Annotated in this window: 15 protein-coding genes and 1 riboswitch; of the genes, 8 read left to right on the forward strand and 7 right to left on the reverse strand. The window is 50.3% G+C overall.

Features of this window, described 5'->3' with window-relative positions:
- The first annotated feature begins 54 nt into the window (after positions 1 to 54).
- From D570_RS0103695 to D570_RS0103710, 4 genes are all read left to right on the forward strand, one after another.
- Positions 55 to 855: a nitroreductase family protein gene (locus tag D570_RS0103695; RefSeq protein WP_018143054.1), complete on the forward strand. Its 801-nt coding sequence runs from the start codon at positions 55 to 57 to the stop codon at positions 853 to 855.
- Positions 856 to 992: 137 nt separating this feature from the next.
- Positions 993 to 1,113, forward strand: a riboswitch (FMN riboswitch).
- Between the two features lie 6 nt (positions 1,114 to 1,119).
- Positions 1,120 to 1,713: an ECF transporter S component gene (locus D570_RS0103700; protein ID WP_018143055.1), complete on the forward strand. Its 594-nt coding sequence runs from the start codon at positions 1,120 to 1,122 to the stop codon at positions 1,711 to 1,713.
- An 88-nt stretch (positions 1,714 to 1,801) separates the two neighbouring features.
- Positions 1,802 to 2,401, forward strand: a complete 600-nt coding sequence (locus D570_RS0103705; RefSeq protein ID WP_026181846.1) for an energy-coupling factor ABC transporter ATP-binding protein — start codon at positions 1,802 to 1,804, stop codon at positions 2,399 to 2,401.
- Entirely contained in the window at positions 2,317 to 4,065 is a 1,749-nt protein-coding gene (locus D570_RS0103710; protein ID WP_169331218.1) for a CbiQ family ECF transporter T component, read from the forward strand. The genes D570_RS0103705 and D570_RS0103710 overlap by 85 nt, the downstream gene beginning before the upstream one ends.
- An 80-nt stretch (positions 4,066 to 4,145) precedes the next feature.
- On the opposite strand, the gene D570_RS0103715 is transcribed toward D570_RS0103710, so the two are convergent.
- Positions 4,146 to 6,743 (reverse strand): ATP-dependent Clp protease ATP-binding subunit, encoded by a 2,598-nt coding sequence (locus tag D570_RS0103715; protein WP_018143056.1) that lies wholly within the window; start codon positions 6,741 to 6,743, stop codon positions 4,146 to 4,148.
- A gap of 194 nt (positions 6,744 to 6,937) precedes the next feature.
- Between D570_RS0103715 and D570_RS0103720 the strand changes: the two genes are divergently transcribed.
- Positions 6,938 to 7,915: a universal stress protein gene (locus tag D570_RS0103720; protein ID WP_018143057.1), complete on the forward strand. Its 978-nt coding sequence runs from the start codon at positions 6,938 to 6,940 to the stop codon at positions 7,913 to 7,915.
- Between the two features lie 77 nt (positions 7,916 to 7,992).
- Here D570_RS0103720 and D570_RS08420 read toward each other — a convergent pair whose 3' ends face one another.
- The 4 genes from D570_RS08420 to D570_RS0103740 form a co-directional block, all read right to left on the reverse strand.
- On the reverse strand, positions 7,993 to 9,471 hold the full coding sequence (locus tag D570_RS08420; protein ID WP_407636340.1) for a DUF3027 domain-containing protein: 1,479 nt from the start codon (positions 9,469 to 9,471) through the stop codon (positions 7,993 to 7,995).
- Positions 9,472 to 9,537: 66 nt separating this feature from the next.
- The gene (locus tag D570_RS0103730) at positions 9,538 to 9,927 is read right to left on the reverse strand and encodes a cold-shock protein (RefSeq protein WP_018143059.1); all 390 of its coding nucleotides are present in this window, start codon (positions 9,925 to 9,927) and stop codon (positions 9,538 to 9,540) included.
- Positions 9,928 to 9,995: 68 nt separating this feature from the next.
- Positions 9,996 to 12,011 (reverse strand): sensor histidine kinase, encoded by a 2,016-nt coding sequence (locus tag D570_RS08425; protein WP_018143060.1) that lies wholly within the window; start codon positions 12,009 to 12,011, stop codon positions 9,996 to 9,998.
- A 19-nt stretch (positions 12,012 to 12,030) separates the two neighbouring features.
- Positions 12,031 to 12,762, reverse strand: coding sequence for a response regulator transcription factor (locus D570_RS0103740; RefSeq protein WP_018143061.1), 732 nt, complete (start codon positions 12,760 to 12,762; stop codon positions 12,031 to 12,033).
- A 179-nt stretch (positions 12,763 to 12,941) separates the two neighbouring features.
- Between D570_RS0103740 and D570_RS0103745 the strand changes: the two genes are divergently transcribed.
- Positions 12,942 to 13,232, forward strand: coding sequence for a WXG100 family type VII secretion target (locus tag D570_RS0103745; RefSeq protein ID WP_018143062.1), 291 nt, complete (start codon positions 12,942 to 12,944; stop codon positions 13,230 to 13,232).
- Positions 13,233 to 13,457: 225 nt separating this feature from the next.
- Here the strand turns inward: D570_RS0103745 and groL are convergent, their stop codons facing one another.
- Together groL and D570_RS0103755 are read right to left on the reverse strand one after the other, a co-directional pair.
- Positions 13,458 to 15,071 (reverse strand): chaperonin GroEL, encoded by a 1,614-nt coding sequence (gene groL / locus D570_RS0103750; RefSeq protein WP_018143063.1) that lies wholly within the window; start codon positions 15,069 to 15,071, stop codon positions 13,458 to 13,460.
- 227 nt (positions 15,072 to 15,298) lie between these two features.
- Positions 15,299 to 15,970 carry a LytR C-terminal domain-containing protein gene (locus D570_RS0103755; protein ID WP_018143064.1) on the reverse strand — a complete coding sequence of 224 codons (672 nt, stop codon included), beginning with the start codon at positions 15,968 to 15,970 and terminating at the stop codon, positions 15,299 to 15,301.
- 168 nt (positions 15,971 to 16,138) lie between these two features.
- Between D570_RS0103755 and D570_RS0103760 the strand changes: the two genes are divergently transcribed.
- Both D570_RS0103760 and D570_RS0103765 read left to right on the forward strand, forming a co-directional pair.
- The gene (locus D570_RS0103760) at positions 16,139 to 16,840 is read left to right on the forward strand and encodes a uracil-DNA glycosylase (protein WP_018143065.1); all 702 of its coding nucleotides are present in this window, start codon (positions 16,139 to 16,141) and stop codon (positions 16,838 to 16,840) included.
- A gap of 179 nt (positions 16,841 to 17,019) precedes the next feature.
- Complete coding sequence (locus D570_RS0103765) at positions 17,020 to 18,036, forward strand: AAA family ATPase (protein ID WP_245531866.1); 1,017 nt, start codon at positions 17,020 to 17,022, stop codon at positions 18,034 to 18,036.
- Positions 18,037 to 18,191: the final 155 nt, after the last annotated feature.

The following is an 18,191-nucleotide window of genomic DNA, read 5'->3' on the forward strand; positions in this document are numbered from 1 at the left end:
CAAAGTGCGTGAAAGATTAAACCGACTTTCTCCGTGATTTATTATAATGCAAGTATGAGCCATACGCATTCACAAGTAATTGATGCGATTAATGTCCGCATTTCCAATCGCATCTTTAGTCCGGACCTCATCGAAGAGGGCATTCACAGCCAGCTGATGCAAAATATCGATGCTATGAGCCTTCTTTCAGGCGTTCGTTTTTCCTTCCTTGAAAACCATCCTGAACTGTTTGATCGCATCCGAAAAGAAAACGGCGACTTTGAAGGGGCTGCCCATGTGATTCTGCTCAGCGGTGAGCCACACAATCTGGAGCTACTAGAAAAGGCCGGTTTTTATGCCGAACGCCTCATCTTGACAGCCACTTTAATGGGTCTGGCCACCAGCTGGGTGGATAAGAGTATCGACTTAGAGCGTGCTTGCGCCCTTGCCCGCATACCGAAAAACGAAGTGCCCTATGCAGCGCTCGTTGTGGGGTATTTTAAGGATCAGCAGCACGTTTTGGAGCTGTCTTATGAAGCCCGCGCGCAGTTGCAACGAACGCATCGCGGTGGTCAAAATCTTCAAGCATTGGGCGGCGTCACACCGGAGAGTCCATCGTGGTATATCAGCGCTATTACTGCCGTATCCAAGGCACCTTTCCCTGCATACAAGCAGCCTATTCGCTTCCTCCTCAGCGATGATGAGCGTTCTATGCGCGCCTTTATCGACCCAGATTTTTCTTTGGGAGAAACCCGCGATCATCTCATCCTCGGCATCGATAAGTTACACGCTCATATAGGCGCTCAAAGCGACGAAACTGCACCGGTCAATGGCGAATGGACTTGGGGTAACGGCGGAATCTACGAAATCCGTTAAAGCTACGCGCCCTGTGATTCCTACGAGCGGTGAATATCAGACGATCGTCTGCACATTCGCCGCTTTTTGATGTAGCTCACACCAAGAATTGCTATGCGCGTCTGCCCAAATGAACGTGGATGTGTTAGGGTAATTATCGTAAGTTTCAGGGCGAGGCGAAAATCCTCGACTGGCGGTAACAGCCCGCGACCCGCACAAGCGGTTGATTTGGTGGAAATCCAAGGCCAACGGTTATAGTCCGGATGGAAGAAACAGGAGAAGAGTATGTCGGAGCATACCCACAATACAACAACAGAAAATACAGATAATTACTGGACCAGCCAACGCATTGCCATTTATGCGCTTTTCAGCACCTTGGCCATCGTCCTGAGTTTTATTCAAATCCCACTGATGCCTGCAGCACCTTTTTTGAAATATGATCCCAGCGGTATCGTTGTGCTACTGGCTGGTTTTGCTTATGGACCTTTGGCCGCAGTTATCGTGGGTGTACTGAGCAGCCTCCCTCATATTTTTACGGATCCTATCGGCGGTCTGATTCTGGTGGCCTGTACTTTAGCGTTCAGTCTGCCTTCTGCGTGGATTTATTCAAAAAAGCGCACGCGTCAAGGTGCGTTGATTTCCATGGTTACCGGCAGTGTCAGCTTTGTGTTCACTGCTATTGTGCTGAATCTTCTCATTACGCCGTTCTACACGGGCACGGATTTTGGTACGGTACTGGCTATGGTTATCCCGATATTGCTGCCTTTTAATATTATTAAGGCTGTCCTCCATAGCGTGGTGACCACCTTCTGTTACAAGCCAATGAATGGATTGCTCAAATCCTATATCGCTTCGCAAAAATCTAATCGCCGAGTGTAGTTTCTCACGCTGCCTTTCCTTATTCCCTACAATCTCATTACCTAAAATTCTGAAATTTTGAGCATATTTCTGCAGAAAAGATGTCAGCATGGTGGATACAAATCCGGCTATCGAACTTCACTCTGTACGTTTTTCGTATGATGCGCAATTGCCCGACGCGGTGCATCACCTCAATCTGAGCATTCCTCAAGGTCAATGGCTCACAATTGTGGGTTCTAATGGCAGTGGGAAAACGACGCTGTCTAAGATGTTGGCGGCAATTAGCGCGCCGAGCTCGGGGAGCCTGAGAATTTTAGGTCATACTTTGTATGACGATGTGAGCGGTGTCAGCCGTGCGCACTTTGTGGCGGCGCGACGCCAGGTGGCGTATGTAACGCAAAATCCGGAGGATCAGATTGTGGGCTCTACGGTCAAGGATGATGTGGCTTTTGAACCCGAAAATCTGGGCTTTGCGCCAGAGCAGACCGCACAAGCGGTGTATGACGCCTTAGGGCATACGGGCATGCTGGGCGTGAAGGATTGCGATCCGTACAATTTATCCGGCGGTCAGCAGCAGCGCGTGGCCTTTCCTCCGCCTTGGCTGCACATCCGCGCATTCTTATTTTGGATGAACCTTTTGCTTTTGTGGACTCCCGCGCACGTTCGGCTATCCTCACGAGTCTGGACAAAGCGCATAAAAGCGGCGTGACGATTATTGTGATTTCCCACCACCCTACTCTGGTTCAGCATGGGCAACGCGTGGTTGAAATGAAAGCGGGCGCAATTGCGCGAGACCTGTCTACTAAAGACTTTTTAGCTCAGACCTCTCTGTCAGAAAATACCGTTTTCCCCACTCAAGCAGCCATTGAAGGCTTGGGCATTCCCGTATCCTCACTGGCACCCTCTACGCTTGCATCGGAGCTGGTCCTCGATGCCCAGCATATCTCCTACCACTATGCGGATGGTCCCACGGTTATCGAGAATGAAAGTATCAGCGTAGCTCGGGGCGAGTTCATCGCACTGACGGGTGCAAACGGATCCGGCAAAAGCACACTCCTCAATCTTTTATCACAGGCGGTAAAACCCACGCAAGGCGAAGTGCATCTGAACGCGCAGCAATTAGGATTTGCGTTACAAAAAACCGAAAATCAACTCTTTGCTGCCACCGTGCGAGAAGATATCGCATTTGGGCCGCGCAATCTGGGTTTAACGCAGAAGGAAGTCCAAGAACGCGTTGCACAAACCGCTGAATTTCTCGGTATTTCTGCGCTACTGGACCGTTCCGTGTGGAATCTGTCGGGCGGTCAGCAACGTCTCGCCGCATTTGCAGGCGTGCTGGCGATGAAGCCGGATGTACTCATCGTGGACGAGCCGACGGCCGGGCTGGATACTCAGGCCAGCGAAAAAATCCTTCATATTCTGGCTTCGCTACATCGCTCCGGCATGACCATTATCATGGTGACGCATTCCCTCGAGCATATCCAGCGTCTGGCCACGCGCGCTATCGTGCTGACGGGAACACACGGATTTGCCCGCGAGGAATTTGAAGCCAAGGAACACACAAATACAGTGCGTGATGTGCAGGATCTGCATACGCAGGAGAGGCGTGCTCCCCTTTCGCGTTTTGACCCGCGTGTGCTCACCTGTGTAACGATGGTGACGGCTTTATCTTCCTTTGCATTGCACACACCAATTCAACTGGCGGGCGGTGTGCTTGCAACGCTGGCCTTCGTGCTCATGGCCCGTATCCGCCCGGTTCAACTAGTGCGCGCCTTGCATGGTTTTTGGATTTTCATCACCCTTATTGCGGTCTTCAATATGTTTTTTGTGCACAGCGGTACACAAATTGTGCGCTGGGGTTTTATCCGCATTACGGATGAGGGGGTGTGGGCCTCAATTATTTACGGCACACGATTTGCTCTGCTCGCCACCATCATCACCTCGATGCTTCACATTTTGCCACCCAACCGCATCACGGATGCTGTGGAAAGCCTGTGCGCTCCGCTGAAAAAGCGTGGCTTGCCCGTACATGAGCTGGCATTGACGACGTCCTTATCTTTGCGCTTTTTGCCTATACTGACTCGGGATTTTAAAACATTGGTCATGGCGCAGGAGTTACGCGGAGGGACGATGACGCACGGTTCGATGTCCGCACGCTTGAGATCCCTCCAAGCCTTGATTATTCCTTCTTTTGCCAATGCTCTGCGGCATGCCGATAAGCTTAGCATCGCCCTCGATGTGCGCGGTTTTGATAAATCGGCTGACCGCGTGCCGTGGCGTGTTATGCGTGTGACCTGGCGAGATTATGTGCTCATCGCCGCCTGTGTGGCATATATTGCGCTTATTATTGCCCTCAATATCCTCGGCTGGTAAGAAATAAACAGCAAAACGCACAAAGGGAGGAAAGCCCACTTAGGCTTTCCTCCCTTTATCTCTTTAGAGCTTAGTCTGCTTTATTCTGCAGGATTTTCCGTAGCTTCTGCAGTTTCCTCGCGTGGCGCTTCGGATGGAGAATCTTCATTCGAAACCGCGACTGCATCGGCCTCGTCAGAAGCAGACTCATCGGATTCTGGCTCAGCCTGTGCAAAAGGCTTGGCGCTGAAAGTAAACTCACCCAAAATGCCTTCACCTTCGGAATCCACCAAAATCTGCTCGTTATCACGCAACTCTCCGAGCAAAATCTTCTCGGAAATCGCATCCTCGATATCACGCTGGATCACTCGACGCAACGGACGTGCACCCAGAAGTGGATCGAAGCCCTTCTGGGCCAAGAGATCCTTCGCCTGATCGGTCAATTCCACAGCCATATGGCGTTCGAACAGACGATCATTCAAGCGCGCAATATCCAAATCCACGATTTGGCGTACTTCCGGCTCTGTCAGCTGCTGGAAGACGATAATGTCATCCAAACGGTTGAGGAATTCTGGGCGGAACTGGCTCTTAAGCTCGGTAGACACCTGATCTTTCATACGCTGGTACGACGTCTGCGTATTGCCACCAATATTGAAACCGGTATTTGCAGTCTGAGCAATCTTGCTCGTACCCAAATTCGTGGTCAAAATAATGATGGTGTTCTTGAAGTCCACCTTGCGGCCCTGACCATCGGTTAAATGACCATCATCCAATACCTGCAACAGCGTATTGAAGATGTCTGGATGAGCCTTTTCGATTTCATCGAACAGTACGACGGAGAATGGCTTACGACGTACCTTCTCAGTCAACTCGCCACCCTCATCGTAGCCCACGTATCCTGGAGGAGCACCGAAGAGACGAGAGGCGGCATACTTTTCACCGAATTCCGACATATCGATACGAATCAACGCATCATCGTCATCGAAGAGGAATTGTGCCAAGCTCTTGGCCAATTCGGTCTTACCTACACCGGTTGGCCCCGCGAAGATAAAGGAACCAGACGGACGTTTTGGATCCTTCAAGCCCACGCGCGCACGACGGATAGAACGTGCCAGCGCAGAAACAGCCTCATCCTGTCCAATAATGCGCTTATGGAGTTCAGACTCCATGGACAGCAACTTCTTGGACTCTTCCTGAGTCAACTTGAAGACTGGGATGCCAGTGGTCGAAGAAATCACCTGTGCGATAACTTCCTCATCTACCACCATGGACACGTCGGACTCACCTTCACGCCACGCCTTTTCACGCTCGGAACGCTTCGTTTCCAACGTTTCCTGTTCGTCGCGCAAAGAAGCAGCCTTCTCGAAGTCTTGCTGAGCAATGGCCTCATCCTTTTGCTGCTTGAGCTTAGCAATGCGATTTTCCATATCCTTCAGCTCCGGTGGAGCGGTCAGACGACGAATACGCAAGCGAGCACCGGCTTCATCGATTAAATCGATGGCCTTATCTGGCAGATGACGATCCTGGATGTAGCGTGCAGAAAGTTCCGCAGCTGCTTGCAAAGCCTTATCCGTAATGGTGACACGATGATGATCTTCGTAATTCTTACGCAGACCCTTCAAAATCTCGATGGTATCCGCAATGCTTGGCTCATTGACCTGAATTGGCTGGAAACGACGCTCCAGCGCCGCATCCTTCTCGATGTACTTGCGATACTCATCGGTAGTCGTGGCGCCAATGGTCTGGAGCTCGCCACGGGCCAGCATAGGTTTGAGCATGTCGGAAGCGCCCATAGCACCATCTGCAGCGCCAGCACCGACGATAGTATGAATTTCATCGATGAAGAGCACTACGTCACCGCGCGTCTGGATTTCCTTCAGCACCTTCTTTAAGCGCTCTTCGAAATCACCGCGGTAACGCGAACCTGCAATCATCGAACCCAAATCCAAGGAGTAAATTTGCTTATCGCGCAAGGTTTCTGGCACATCGCCGGCTACGACCTTTTGCGCCAAACCTTCGACAACAGCCGTTTTACCTACGCCCGGTTCACCAATCAAGACAGGGTTATTCTTGGTGCGACGGCTCAACACCACCATAACGCGCTGGATTTCCGAGCTACGTCCGATGACTGGGTCGAGCTTGCCTTCACGTGCCTGCTGAGTGAGATTGCGACCGAACTGGTCCAGCAATGCAGAACCGGTCTGGCTCTGCTTGTTTGCTACACTTCCAGAATTTGCCAATTCGCCATTGGCATCAGACTCATGCGTATCGCGAATAGCATCGATCACGGATGTGCGCAAATCACTCAAATCCACGTTCATCTTGACGAGTACCTGAGTACCCACGCCTTCGCCTTCATGGATCAAACCCAGCAAAATATGCTCGGTGCCAATGTAGCTGTGGCCTAATTGAAGAGCTTCGCGCAAGGACAATTCCAGAACTTGCTTAGCATGAGGCGTAAATGGAATGTGACCGGATGGAGCGGCACTTCCCTTGCCAATCATTTCCTCAACTTGCGCCTTGGTTGCTTCAAACTCCACGCCCTTGGATTCCAACGCTTTTGCAGCAACGCCTTCGCCCTCGCGGATTAAACCCAGCAGAAGGTGTTCGGTGCCAATGTAATTGTGTTGGAGAGAGCGCGCTTCCTCCTGAGCAAGGACGATGACTCGCCTAGCCCTATCGGTAAAACGTTCAAACATAAAAATCCTCCAATAATTTTCCTAGGTATGATTTTACAGATGTTTTTGAAATCCTGCCCGAATTTCATCGATTTCCAGCCCAGAGCCAAAAAAAACTTGAGTGAGTTTGACGCAAGTTCTGTTATTTTAGTGGCAAAATGCAATGCGTAGCAGTCCACAATCTAAGGGAGTACACTGAAGAAAAGGAGGAAAAAATGACAAAATTAGCTGAAAATATGCCACTTCCTCTGACTGCGCACGAAGATTCTCCTCAGCACAGTGTTTTAGAGGAACTGGGTGAACTCGCCGTCGGCGTGGATGGTACACCTGAATCCTTTGCTGCCCTTCAGTGGGCCATGCAGGAATCTGCAATCACACATCAAAAAGTGCATGCAATTTATGGTTGGACGCAGTCGTGGGATACGGGCGCGCAACCCATAAGCGAGGCCGACTGGGACCATGCGCGCAAAATCATCAATCATCAGCTCAGCGCGTGGGCGCAGACAGCTTCTGAAAGTTTAGGCTTCGACGTTTCGGAACTAAAACTCACTTCTATGCATTCGGCAGGTACGACTGCGCTACTCAACATCGGCGAAAATGCGCATCAGATTGTGGTGGGCAGGCGCTCCATGGGTGCCGTAGCAAGATGGTTCCTAGGCTCGTCCAGCCAAACACTGATTAACGAAGCCCAAACCCCCGTCACCATTGTGCGTATGCCTGAGTCTGCTCCACGCGTGGTCAACAGTGCGGACGCTTCTTTTGCTGTGGATACGTCAGCTCCGGTGGTCGTAGGTGTGGATGGTTCTGTGCACAGTCTTCGGGCCTTGAATTTTGCCCTCGAGGCTGGCGCCATTGAGCACCGAGACGTTCATGTCATCTTGTGCTGGCAAACCAAGACCCTAGGCGAATTTATGGAGAAATCCCGCTCTATTCCTTCGCTTCACGAAGGAGAAATCATTGCGCAGGATGTACTCAGCCGACTCCTCGATCAGGCGCATAAGCCTGCCGGCGTCTCTATCATCGCAACGCCGATGTACGCCACCGCTACAAAGGGGCTGCTGAGCGTAGCACCTCAGGCACATCGCGTAATCGTAGGATCTCGCGGCTTAGGCAAGTTTGAGCAGCAGGTTCTCGGCTCTGTGAGCAAGAAATTGCTCGAAAAATGTCCTACGACAGTCACCGTTGTGCATTAAGTGGCACTCATACAATGGTGGGATGATGTTGATATTCTTCGTCATCCCACCATTGCGTTATCGTTCAGAAGGTTGCACTACTCTTGAGTTTCTGGGGTTTCCTTGTCTTCAGTATCTGTGTCTGAATCCTCCAGAGATTCCGATGATTCGACCTTCTCTGCGACTTCTGCCTCCGAATGATTTTGAGGAGTACCTGACGCAGATGGAGCTACTGAATCTTCTTCTGAATCATCTGTGCTCTCGCTGCTGAGGTTGTCTTGCCTTAGGTCAATAGAAGTTTGTTCAGCCGTAATTTCCTGTGAAGTTGTGTCTTCTGAAGACCTTTCCTCGTCAGTCGCTTCTTTTGAAGAAGTTTCTTTATGAGATGCCCCGTCACCAGCAGCATCTTCGGCCTCATCATCTTCTAACGTGGCATAATCGCCATCCTGTTCGCTAGATTTTTCCGCTGCAGACGCTGGATTATCCTGATGATCCGGCGCATTCGAGGAATCTGCCGTATCTGCGGTATCGATAGAATCCTCAGCATTCTGCGAATCCTCCGATTCTTCCGAAGAATCGGTCAAATCTTCAGGATCTTCTACGTCTTCAAGGATATCCGCAATTCGGCGCTCTTCAGCCGTTGGTTTTGGATTGCGTGGCTTGGTGATGAGGATAATATCATCGTCATCATTTACCGTTGGGTCTGGCTGTACCCACATGGTTGAAGGAGTTGGCGGCTCGATATCCGAATGCTCTCCGCAACCGTGATCCATAGACACCACGCGACCGTCGTCCTGACTCCACTTATTGGCGCACACACCGAACATAGTGCCCAACTCACCCTGCAGTTGTACAAAGAAGCCGCAGGTTTGGCATGTTTTACCTGAAGCTACACGCGTAGACAAGGATTTTGGACCGTGAGGCCCCGAATACCAGCGATCCGCCGCCTGTGCGCGACCAACAGGTGACAATACGCGCGAACGCGCTAATTCAAATTCTTCAACGATGTCTTGGAATTCTTCCTTTTCAGAGGTTTGAGTTGCTTCTGTTTGTCCTGCAGCAGCATCGGTTTTACGGAATTTCTGAGCATCCTCTGCCGTCTGCCCCTCTGTGCCCGTATCGCTGTCCTCGTTGTCGCTCTTATCGTCATTCTGAGACTGATGGCGAGCCTGGGCAACATTATCCTCATCAGACTTCTCAGAGGCTTCGTCTGCCGCGATCTGTACGCCGGGTTCCAAACGTTCATCGTCTTCAGGCGTGCCCAAAACATCTGTTGGGGAAATATCAGACGGCTCCAGCCTGTCCTTCCAAGGAATCCATTCCGGTGCTAAAAGCGCTTGAGAGGTTGGAATGAGCGAAGACTCGTTAACTGTCCACTTGTGCGCATCGATATCGTGATACATCGTCACCGACCATTGCCAGCCCTCGTATCCCTTGATCTGCGAATCGAAGCGGAAGTCTGCGAGATGCTCCCCAACCTCCAGCGCTACTACGAAATCTCCAATATGCTGAACATCGTCAGCAATATCAGCTAATGCTTGACGAGCTTGGACAATGGTGGATTCCTCCACCTCCATAGGTGTCCATTCACTATTGTGCTGCGATGTTTCAGTCATATATCTCTCTCTTTGAGAAAGTGCAGTTTAATCCTGCACGTCAAAATTGTCCGCCACGGCGCGAAGCACATGGGCTAGTTTCTGGGCGTCTGCACCTTGAGGATAACGTCCCCGACGCAAAGCATTCCCAGCAGAATCCAGCAGCTTAATGACATCTTCTACAATTGCTGCCATATCTTCTGCCTTTGGACGCGTAGCTTTCACCACAGACATGGCTGGTCCAACGACCTGAATATCCATAGCCTGAGGCCCTTTTCGGCCTTCGATGCGAGAGAACTCTACACGTGTACCTTTGCGTAAGGTCGTTGCTCCAGCAGGTAAAGCCATTGCTGGGACGAATACATCTTCGCCATCATCGCTGCTGATAAAACCGAATTTCTTATCAGCATCGAACCAACGCACTTTTCCACTTGGCATTTTCTTCCTTTACGTTACTCTATACAACTTTAACTATAACGGTCTTATATTGTAACGCAAAGCAGCATTTATTTCTCTGGTGAAGTGTTCTTCTTCGAGTTGAGCGAAATTTCGATCTGCGTGGTTGTCATATCATCGGAGGCATTACGCTTGCGCTTTCCAAAGATAGCAGGCGCCGTTTTCTTCTCCCGCAAGTGCTCTTCTGCCGGGTCCACCGTTCTAAAGAGCATGGTCTGAGAAATAGGAATCACAACCGTAAAGGTCAAACCTCCGTCCGGCGTTGGCGTAGCGCAAATAATGCCATGATGCGCATTGATAACCGACTGCGCAATGGACATACCTAGTCCTGTGCCACCCTTTTCACGTGCACGCGAAGGGTCAGCCGTGTAGAAGCGTTCAAATATGCGCTGGCGTGATTCCTCATCCATACCCGGACCGTGATCGATGATGCGAATAATGACGAATTCCAAACTGTCATTGCGCTGAGAATTCTGCGAAACCATGTCGAGGAATCGATACAGACTTTCGGAGGTGGATGGTGCATTTTCGAAGTCGCGAGGATCTACGCTGGCATGCACCACGCTGGCGCCGACTTCCACCGGCGAATTATGCGGTGTGTAGCGATGAATATTGCCAATAATATTTGTCACCACTTGACGCAAACGCACCGGATCGCCACCCGCATCGATTTCTGGAATCTGCCCGGGCACAAAGACGAGCGGATCCGAATTTTCCGATAATTCTTCCCCGGTCACCGACTGCAAAATTGAGCCCGCATTCATGCTCAGACGTCCCAGACGAATTTCTCGTTCTGGATCCAAGGCGTGCAAATCCTCGGCGGAATCCTCCAGCAGGGTTTTGACATGAATGGTTTGTGCCAAATCAATGCCGCGACCCTCATCCAAACGGGCAAGGCTCAGCAAATCCTCGACCAGGGCGGACATGCGAGAACTAGATTTATCGATATGCTCAATCACCATATCCGCGCTTTCCACAGGATCTGTATACGGCGATTTTCTTTGCATTTTATACAGTTCCGTGCTGCCATGAATGACGGCTAGCGGTGTGCGCAACTCGTGTGAAGCATCGGAAACAAAGCGTTTCATCTGATTTGTAATTTCTTCTTGCTTCTTAAAGCTGCGTTCAATGCGCGAAAGCATGGTATTCAAAGACGCTGAAAGAGAACCAATTTCAGTATTGGGTGGCGCGGTTTGCACACGCTGAGACAGGTCGCCAGCGGCAATTTTCGCCGCAGTTTTCTCCATATATTTCAGCGGACGCAACGAACGCCGAATAGCGATAAAGGCCAGCAATCCTGCACTGATAACGATGGCCGTAGCTGCCCAAACAAAATACATGGTCAGGGCCTGCGTGGTGTCGTTGACATCAAACAAGGATAAGGCAATGTATACCACGTACTGCGTGCCTGTGGAACGATTCATATATTGCATGGCTATGACGCGCCACGGCGTATAGGCCATTTTCGAGGTGCGTTCATTGAGCGTTATATTATCCGCGGTTGTTACTGTGGCTGCCACGGTAGTCGGCGTATTATAAGGAAAACTTAAGGCTGTGCCCTCTTCCGGCAAAGTAGGAATAGACTCGATGCCATCGTGCGCAATCGGCACCAGTGGCGTGCTCAAAATATCGTTATTGCTATCGCGAATCTGAACAAAATAATCTGCAGGACCCAGATTTTGATTGCCCGTCGTAGAGTACGGCATCGGGCGCTGATTTTGGTCTGAAGAATTGCTATTTTGTGCACCATTTGCCACATTGCCTATAAGGTTTCCTAAGGTTGTAGAACCGGACAAGCCTTGACTACTAGGGGCTTGATCCACCTTATTTTCGGATTGCAATAAATCGATATTGTTGATAACCAACGTCGCCTGACGCATCAGCTGCGTATCGGTTTTCTGCAACAATGCAGAGGATACGAGCTGACGTGAAGCGAAAACGAGTACAGAGCTAGCCAATACAAGCACGATTAAAACCAACGCAACCAAGCGAGATGCCAGTGGAATTGCGCTGAGTTTATACTTGAGGTGGCGAAGGAAGCTCGGCTTTTCAGCGGTGTTTGCCATGCCTGAAACCTGTTCTTAATTAATCGCGAGGCTCTCGAATCATATAGCCTACGCCACGCTTGGTGAGAATAATAGGGACCACTTTTGCTTCTTCCCCATTGTCATCGATATAGGTCACGCCATCGATTTTCTTACGCAAGTAGGAAATATAGGATTCCACGATGGCTGCATCCCCACCCCAGTCGTACTGCCATACATGATCGAGAATTTGCGCCTTGCTGAGCACGCGCCCCTCGTTATCCATAAGATAGCGCAGAAGTTTGTACTCGGTTGGGCTCAGGTCAATCAATTCACCATGGCGGGTGACGTCGTGAGAGTCCTCGTTAATTTCCAAATCGGCTACGCGAATAATAGGATCGTCCTCTACCTGATCGCGTGTGCGGCGCAAAATCGCCCGAATGCGTGCCACAACCTCTTCCAAGCTAAATGGCTTGGTCACATAGTCATCTCCACCTACGGTCAGTCCCATGACCTTATCTTGAGTGTCGTCACGAGCCGTTAAGAAAAGCACAGGAGCTTCAATACCTTCTTGGCGTATGCGGCTTGTTACTGTAAAACCGTCGATATCCGGCATCATAACGTCCATAATGATGAGATCCGGGTTGGTGTCAATAATCACATCAATTGCCTCAGTACCGTTAGAGGCTGTCACCACATCAAAGCCGGAAAAGCGCAAAGACGCCGATAACAATTCGCGGATGGAAGGTTCATCATCCACAACTACTAAACGTGCTTCTTGAGTATTTGCCATAGGTATAAGAATGCCAGATGAGGCTGAGAATTACCTGAAAGAAATCTATGGGTTTTGTGTTGAGTTATTCACATCTGCCAACAAGACCGGATTCGCTCAAGAAAACCTGCAATGCACCATTACACTCAGAACTACCTTCTTTCCTCAACCCTCTTACATACCAAGAGAAAGGACTTTCTATGCCTCAATATCACGTAGATTCTGAGCAAATTCAGCAGGCGGGCATGGCTGTCAACGCCTCCGTAGACGAAATCCGCACGGCAGTCACAACCATGTATGCACATCTCACACAGCTTCAAGGCAGCTGGCACGGTTCCGCGGCGAGTCAATTCGATGTAGTGATTGAGCAATGGCGTGCTGCACAAAACCACATCGAGCAGAGTTTGCAGTCTATCCAACTGGCCCTCACCCAAGCGGCGCAGGTGTATGCGGATGCTGAAACGCAGGCAAGTCAGCTTTTTGCGCAGTAGTGCGCAGTACGATGCACAGTAGTGTGCACAACATATCTCATCGGCGCACAGGATACTTTGCCGTTTCCTCTTGCAGACATCTGTAATGGTTCAGCAAAAGCACATCCAATAGCACACCGTCCACATACAATTCGGGGTTCTTACCGTAAAGGCAAGAACCCCGAACATTACAACCTTTGTACTTCTTTCGCTTAACGAGTAGTCAAACGAGAGAAAGGTTTGTTTTTAGTAACCCATGTCTGGAGTTGCTGGTGCCGCTGGAGCTGGTTCTGGCTTGTTTGCCACAACAGCTTCGGTCGTCAAGAACAATCCAGCAATAGATGCTGCATTCTGCAGAGCAGAACGGGTTACCTTCACAGGATCGGTAACGCCAGCAGACATCAAATCTTCGTATTCGCCACTAGCAGCGTTCAAACCATGGCCAGCAGGCAAGGAACGTACCTTGTCGATGACTACGTCGCCGGACAGGCCTGCGTTGGATGCAATCTGCTTGATTGGAGCTTCTACGGCACGGAAGACAATGCTTGCACCGGTTGCTTCATCGCCGTCCAGCTTGACGGAACCTTCCACAGCTGCAGCAGCCTGGATAAGAGCAACGCCACCACCAGGTACGAGACCTTCTTCGATAGCTGCCTTTGCATTGCGTACAGCATCTTCAATGCGATGCTTGCGTTCCTTGGCCTCAACTTCGGTAGCTGCGCCCACCTTGATGACGGCTACACCACCAGCGAGCTTAGCCAAGCGCTCCTGCAACTTTTCGCGATCGTAATCGGAATCCGTTGCTTCGATTTCCTGACGAATCTGAGCCACGCGTGCTGCTACTTCGTCTGCAGAACCTGCGCCAGAAACGATAGTGGTTTCATCCTTAGAAACGATGACCTTTGCAGCGTGACCAAGCACCGTTTCATCGATAGAATCAAGCTTCAAGCCTACCTCTTCGGAAACAACCTGAGCACCGGTCAAAATAGCCATATCCTGAAGCATGGCCTTACGACGGTCACCGAAGCCTGGAGCCTTCACCGCTACTGTATTGAAGGTGCCGCGAATCTTGTTCAGCACGAGTGTTGGCAATGCTTCGCCATCCACATCTTCTGCGATGATGAGCAATGGCTTGCCGGACTTCATCACGAGCTCTGCTACGTGCACGATATCCTGCTGGGAAGAAACCTTACCCGAGGTCAAAAGAATGTATGGATCTTCGAGTACGGCAGTCTGATCATCAGGATTGGTGACGAAGTATGGAGAAATGTAGCCCTTGTCGAAGCGCATACCCTCAGTGAACTCCAAGTCCAGACCGAACTTGTTGTTGTCTTCTACAGTAACAACGCCGTCCTGGCCGACCTTGTCCAAAGCTTCTGCGATGCGCTCGCCTACCTCAGGATCTGCTGCGGAGATTGTTGCGGTAGCAGCAATCTGATCCTTGGTTTCTACATCCTTAGCGGACTCCAGCAAAGACTTAACGATGGCGTCTGCAGCCTTTTCGATACCACGGCGAAGAGCAATTGGGTTAGAACCGGCGGTAACGTTCTTCAAACCTTCGTGTACAAGAGCCTGAGCAAGTACCGTTGCTGTGGTGGTACCGTCACCAGCCACGTCATCGGTTTTCTTAGCAACTTCCTTTACCAGCTCTGCACCGATGCGCTCGTATGGGTCTTCGAGATCGATTTCCTTAGCAATGGAAACACCATCATTGGTAATTGTTGGAGCACCGTAGGTCTTATCGAGTACGACGTTGCGTCCCTTTGGTCCCAAAGTAACCTTTACAGTGTCTGCAAGCTGATCCAAACCAGCAAGCATGCCCTGGCGAGCTTCATCATCATAAGCAATAATCTTTGCCATGAGTATCCTTTCGAAACTAGAGTTCCAAATTTCAAAACCTGAGTCTATTGGACTCAACTTTTGATGTCTAAAATATAGATTAGCACCCACTAGCGCGAAAATGCTAATTAAACTTCCGGTGTTTTGCCTTCAGCCTAAGAATGCTCAGGCCGGAATACGCACGAATACAGCGATACTGCCGACACTTACCTACCCAAAGCATTCAAAAATTCATGCGCTATACGCCTTTAATTGAGCAAAACTACAGCAATCTGACCTTGGCTGAGACTGGATACCTGCTGAACTGCGCTAATGCCCAACTGGTTGGCGATATCTTGTGCAGTTGCCTGATCTTCCGTATTGACGTACCACACCGTGTTTACAGAAGGCAAATTGGAACTACCTGCATTGGTTGGCGTAACGCTCGTATATCCATTGTTGGTCAAGGTAGCAGCCTCCTGAGCTGCATAACCGGTGATACCTGACGCATTGAAGACATACACAGATGCAGACTTATCTACCTGAGTCTGCTGTGTCTCTTCTGAGGTGGAATTATCCGAATTCTGAGTATCTGTGGAAGAGATGCTCGTATCGGAAGAGCTATCCGTCGGTGAAGAGGTCGAGCTATCCGTGGAGGAAGAGGACGAAGATGAACTGTCGCTGGAGCTAGAGTCCTTCGAGGTAGTATCTGTGGAGCTACTACTGGTCGACGCGGTTGGGAAGAGATTTAAACCATTTGGACCCAGCCAGCCATTTGACCAAGTAAGGAAGCCTAAAGCACAAGCGCCAGCAAGTACGATTGCAATAATAAAAGGCATGAGACGAGACATCACGGTTTTGCGACCCCGATGTGCGCCACCATTTTGTCCCGTGAACATATCGAATTCATCACGTGGATATTCATTTTTGCTGCGTGCCATTACTTCTCCTTATTATTACTGTGCTCTATTCTACGAAAGACCCTGCACGAGAGGAGCCTGCAGCGCTCAGAGCATCACCTAAGCTGCACACAATGCACGCATTTGAGCACAGTACTAAGCATCCAGTCATCTGTCACCGTTTTTCCAGCCTTGAATTAGCATGGATGTATGCACAATCATTTACCACCATTGTCTGAAATTATGGATCCGTCATGGGCGCAGGCACTATCCGCCGTAGAGCCACAAATTCATGCCATGGGCGACTTTTTGCGTGCCGAGCATGCGCACGGCTTTCGCACACTACCGCCTGCTCCTCAAATTTTGCGCGCGTTTACTTACCCCTTGAATTCTGTCAAAGTGCTGATTGTGGGTCAAGATCCGTACCCAACGGTGGGTCATGCCGTGGGTTTGAGTTTTTCGGTGGCACCGGACGTACATCCCATCCCCAAGAGTCTGATCAATATATATAAGGAGCTCGTGGACGATTTAGGTGTGCCCGAGCCGAGCAATGGGGATTTAACGCCGTGGGCAGACCAGGGCGTTATGCTTCTCAATCGATCGTTAACCGTACGTGCTGGCCATGCGAATTCGCATCAGGACAAGGGGTGGGAGGCCATCACTCAGGCTGCCATTGTAGCGCTCAATAATCGCACAGATACGGCCGGAAATCCACTACCCTTAGTAGCAATTTTATGGGGCAATAATGCGCGCAGCCTGAAACCCCTGCTCACGCATGCCACCATTATCGAGTCTGCTCATCCTAGTCCTTTGTCAGCATATCGGGGATTTTTCGGATCGAAGCCTTTTTCGCGGGCAAATCAGGCTTTAGAGGACCAAGGCGCCACGCCTATTAACTGGAGATTACCTTAAAATTCTGCACACATAATGTGCAGATTACTCTGCAATAAGCGCAATAACTCGTACTGGGAAACAATTTCCCTTAAGGTAAAAGTATGTCGATTTTTTCAAATACTCCTGAAAACAGCTCTGGCACACCTCTGAGCAATGCTCCTTTAGGTGGTGCATCTGTGAGCAATCCAGCTATGAATATGATGCCTCCTGCTGCACCTCCAGTAGCTAGGCCGGAAAATCCACAGCGTGCTATGCAACTTGCGCAGCGCATGCGTGATCGATTCGCTCAAGGCTTGGTAGGCCAAGATGAACTGCGCGAGTCCTTGATTCTGACGCTGATTGCGGGAGGACATATCCTCATCGAATCCGTGCCGGGATTGGCAAAGACCACCGCTGCACGATTGCTGGCTTCCTGTGTTTCTGGCACATTCAAGCGCGTTCAGTGCACGCCTGATTTGATGCCTGCAGATTTGGTGGGTACTCAGGTCTTTGATTTTGCCACGCAAAAGATGATTACACAGATTGGTCCAGTGCATGCCAATATCGTCTTGCTGGACGAAATTAACCGTTCGAGCGCAAAAACTCAGTCTGCTATGCTCGAAGCGATGGCCGAAGGCGCTACCACTATTGGCGGCGAGCGCATTGCCTTGCCTCAGCCTTTCATGGTGATTGCAACCCAAAACCCTGTCGAGGAGGAAGGTACCTATAATCTTCCTGAAGCGCAAATGGATCGCTTCATGATGAAAACCGTTATGACTTATCCAACGGCTGCTCAGGAAATTTCTATGCTGTCTATGCTCAGCAATCAGCCGAGCGATACGGTGCAGTTTGAGCACAATGAGGCTCAGTCTATTTCCTTAAGCGATGTGAAGTATTTGCGTTCTGCAGCTCGTAGCGTTCATGTCAGCGAAGAAGTGAAGAAGTACGTGGTAGATATTGTGGCTACCACGCGTGGCATGGGTAGCAAGCCTATTAAGGGTCTGTCTTCTCTGGTGCGTTTGGGCGCTTCCCCACGTGCCTCCATTAGTTTGATTCGCGTGGCTCAGGCACAAGCACTGATTAATGGTCGCGATTATGTCATTCCGGAAGACGTGAAGTCTCATGCTCGCAATGTGCTACGTCACCGCATTTTGATGACCTTTGAGGCTTTGGCCGATGGCATTACCTCAGATCAGGTCATCGATACTGTTACGTCTACGGTTCCTGTTCCTTAAAAGTCCGCGCGTTTTTGCTGCTTGCGTTGGCGGTACTCTCTATGCAGCTGTGAAGCGCAGGCGACAAATACCGCAGTAGCGGGCCGAACAAACAGCAGCTAGTGCAGCAGCATATACAGTCAACACAGACATGTCTCTTGTCGTCCACGTCTATT

Origin of the sequence: Alloscardovia criceti DSM 17774 (assembly GCF_000376885.1) — a bacterium.
GTDB lineage: Bacteria > Actinomycetota > Actinomycetes > Actinomycetales > Bifidobacteriaceae > Alloscardovia > Alloscardovia criceti.

What these genes read in the sequence shown, in the direction of transcription:
- D570_RS0103695 (WP_018143054.1), top strand. Translation starts at nt 55, where the DNA reads ATGAGCCATACGCATTCACAAGTAATTGATGCGATTAATGTCCGCATT.
- D570_RS0103700 (WP_018143055.1), top strand. Translation starts at nt 1,120, where the DNA reads ATGTCGGAGCATACCCACAATACAACAACAGAAAATACAGATAATTAC.
- D570_RS0103705 (WP_026181846.1), top strand. Translation starts at nt 1,802, where the DNA reads ATGGTGGATACAAATCCGGCTATCGAACTTCACTCTGTACGTTTTTCG.
- D570_RS0103715 (WP_018143056.1), bottom strand. Translation starts at nt 6,743, where the DNA reads ATGTTTGAACGTTTTACCGATAGGGCTAGGCGAGTCATCGTCCTTGCT.
- D570_RS0103720 (WP_018143057.1), top strand. Translation starts at nt 6,938, where the DNA reads ATGACAAAATTAGCTGAAAATATGCCACTTCCTCTGACTGCGCACGAA.
- D570_RS08420 (WP_407636340.1), bottom strand. Translation starts at nt 9,471, where the DNA reads ATGGAGGTGGAGGAATCCACCATTGTCCAAGCTCGTCAAGCATTAGCT.
- D570_RS0103730 (WP_018143059.1), bottom strand. Translation starts at nt 9,927, where the DNA reads ATGCCAAGTGGAAAAGTGCGTTGGTTCGATGCTGATAAGAAATTCGGT.
- D570_RS08425 (WP_018143060.1), bottom strand. Translation starts at nt 12,011, where the DNA reads ATGGCAAACACCGCTGAAAAGCCGAGCTTCCTTCGCCACCTCAAGTAT.
- D570_RS0103740 (WP_018143061.1), bottom strand. Translation starts at nt 12,762, where the DNA reads ATGGCAAATACTCAAGAAGCACGTTTAGTAGTTGTGGATGATGAACCT.
- D570_RS0103745 (WP_018143062.1), top strand. Translation starts at nt 12,942, where the DNA reads ATGCCTCAATATCACGTAGATTCTGAGCAAATTCAGCAGGCGGGCATG.
- groL (WP_018143063.1), bottom strand. Translation starts at nt 15,071, where the DNA reads ATGGCAAAGATTATTGCTTATGATGATGAAGCTCGCCAGGGCATGCTT.
- D570_RS0103755 (WP_018143064.1), bottom strand. Translation starts at nt 15,970, where the DNA reads ATGGCACGCAGCAAAAATGAATATCCACGTGATGAATTCGATATGTTC.
- D570_RS0103760 (WP_018143065.1), top strand. Translation starts at nt 16,139, where the DNA reads ATGCACAATCATTTACCACCATTGTCTGAAATTATGGATCCGTCATGG.
- D570_RS0103765 (WP_245531866.1), top strand. Translation starts at nt 17,020, where the DNA reads ATGATGCCTCCTGCTGCACCTCCAGTAGCTAGGCCGGAAAATCCACAG.